This is a genomic window from Arthrobacter sp. Dra40 (assembly GCF_059091905.1).
The window spans coordinates 1-2,474 of the sequence record NZ_JBNHHB010000410.1 but is presented as its reverse complement, the minus strand read 5'-3'; the positions used below and the strand labels follow the sequence as shown (position 1 = coordinate 2,474).

Genomic DNA, 2,474 nt, shown 5'->3' with positions numbered 1-2,474 from the left:
TTCGGGGACTCGCGGATCCTCATTGAACAGTTCATTCAGCACGCCCGCCACGTCGAGGTCCAGATCCTCGGGCTCGCCGGCGGCAGGGTCATAGCGCTCGGAGAGCGGGACTGCTCGGTCCAGCGCCGTCACCAGAAGGTCGCCGAGGAGTCACCGTCTCCCGGAATCACACCCGAACTCAGATCCCGGATGCTGGACGCCGCGGTAAGAGCCGGGACTGCTGTCGGGTACCGCAATGCCGGTACCGTCGAATGCCTGGTCGACCCCGTGCGGCAGAGCTTCGTTTTCCTGGAAATGAACACCCGCCTGCAGGTGGAGCACCCTGTCACCGAAGCCGTATTTTCCATCGACCTTGTCGCGGAACAACTCCGCGTTGCAGCCGGTCAAGACGTGGGCTTCGACGCCGGCAACCCCGAACCTGCAGGACATGCCATAGAGCTGCGCATCTATGCCGAAGATCCTAAACGCTTCCTGCCCTCTCCCGGGCGCATCAGTGAGTGGACGGAACCAACAGGAGAAGGTATCCGCGTCGACAGCGGCTATGCAGCCGGTAATACCGTGACCACGGCTTACGATCCGCTCCTGGCAAAACTCATCGTCCGAGGGCAGGACCGGGAAGAAGCACTCGCACGTGCCGGGTCCGCCGTCGATGCCTTCCACGTATCGGGGCTAAAAACCAACCTCCCCTTTTTCCGGATGCTTCTCAACGATCCGGCATTCAAGTCGGGCCGCTACAGCACCGGCATCGTCGCCGAAGTGCAGAACCGGGCTGCCGAGTCGAAAGCAACCGGCGAGTCAGGTCAGGAGGAGCACGCACGATGAAGCCCCACGAGGTCTCAAGACAGTCCGTCCCGGAACAGTGGGCAGGAGTTCCATCCGCACTTTACGGTCAACGGGCGGCCACTGACGGCAAACCCGCGCTCACCTACCGGCTTGCCGGCGACAGTTTTCTCCTCGTTGAGTTCGGTGACATGAATTTTGACCTGAACCTCAACTTTTTTGTCCACAACATCAACACGGAGGTGAACCGGTCCCGCCCTCGGGGACTGGTTGAAACATCCCCCGGTTTCCGTTCCATCCTGCTCTCCTATGACCCAGCGGAAACAAACGTTGCGAACCTGGTTGTGGCACTGGACGAGGCCTACGACAATGCAACCGGTACCGAAAACCTGGTTCTCCCCAGCCGAAGAGTAAATCTTCCTGCTGCGTTTCACGATTCGACGTCCAGGGCAGCTGTTGCCCGTTATGTCCGCAGCATCCGTGCTGATGCCCCCAACTGCATCAACGAAAACAACGTCGATTACACGATCGCCTACAACGGGCTTCGGGATGTTGACGAGCTGATTGAAGTCGTTACAGGGACGGAGCTCTGGGTCGGATTCATCGGGTTCTTCCCCGGACTGCCCTTCACTTTTCCTTTGGATCCGAGGAAGGTCCTCTTCGCTCCCAAATACAACCCGACCCGTACCTGGACAGCGGAAGGAGCCATCGGTCTGGGCGGACCATGCTACTCGATCTACCCCGTGGAATCGCCTGGCGGATACCAACTGCTCGGCAGAACGCTGCCCGTGTACGACATCCAACAGCGCAACCCCGCTTTCGCCCAGTCACCTCTGCTACTGCGCCCATGTGACCGCGTCAGATTCCATGCCGTTTCCGAGCAGGAACTGACAGATTCCTTCGAAGCCGTCCACCGGGGCGAATACGTCTACGACATCCAGGACGAAGACTTTGATGTCGCCAGCTATAACGACTGGTGCGCTTCGCTCGTGGCCGAAGCCGCAGACTTTACCGCCAAGCGGGACACCGCTGCCGCCGCAACCGCCGTCCCGTAAGGAGTCACATATGTCCGTTGAAGTTGTTCAATCCGGCATCCAGACAACCGTGCAGGACTGGCCTGGACGAATCGGAATGCTGTCACGCGGTTATTTCCCTGCCGGTCCGATGGATGATTTCGCGTTCCGGCTCGGCAATGTCGCCGTCGGCAACAGCCCGGACGCTGCCGGTCTGGAAATTACACTTGGCAAGACCAAATTCCGGTTCCGGTCGCCCGCCACCGTGGCCGTAACCGGCGCCGCGGGGGAAGTGACCATCGACGGCAGCCCGGTGCCTCAGTGGGCTGCTGTTAACGTCCCCGCAGGTGCCGAACTGAAAATTGGTTTGGCGGTATCCGGGTTCAGGTTCTATTTGGCGGTGAAAGGAGGAATCGATGTCCCCCAAATCCTCGGTTCCCGATCCACCTACACCATGGGTTCACTCGGAGGAGTAGAAGGACGGGCGCTCGTTAAGGGGGACGTCTTGGACATCGGAAGCTCGGATACCTCATCCGTAGCGGAACTGCCGCAGGAACGGATCCCCGAGTATCGGCACGACTGGGAACTGGAAGTCGTGCCAGGGCCATTTGCTACACCTGAATTCTTCACGGAAACGGACGTCGAGGACTTCTTTGCACGCTCCTGGACCGTTGACCAGAA

The 2,474-nt window shown here is 59.9% G+C and carries 3 protein-coding genes; all 3 read left to right on the top strand.

Annotation, left to right across the window (positions count from 1 at the left end):
• A partial coding sequence (locus AC5RWT_RS36585) for an ATP-binding protein (RefSeq protein WP_494084491.1) occupies positions 1-822 on the top strand: 822 nt, incomplete at its 5' end.
• Positions 819-1,835: a carboxyltransferase domain-containing protein gene (locus AC5RWT_RS36580; protein ID WP_494084490.1), complete on the top strand. Its 1,017-nt coding sequence runs from the start codon at positions 819-821 to the stop codon at positions 1,833-1,835. The genes AC5RWT_RS36585 and AC5RWT_RS36580, both read left to right, overlap by 4 nt.
• 10 nt (positions 1,836-1,845) lie before the next feature.
• The coding region (locus AC5RWT_RS36575) for a 5-oxoprolinase subunit C family protein (protein ID WP_494084489.1) at positions 1,846-2,474 on the top strand (629 nt) is incomplete at its 3' end.

What these genes read in the sequence shown, in the direction of transcription:
- AC5RWT_RS36580 (WP_494084490.1), top strand. Translation starts at nt 819, where the DNA reads ATGAAGCCCCACGAGGTCTCAAGACAGTCCGTCCCGGAACAGTGGGCA.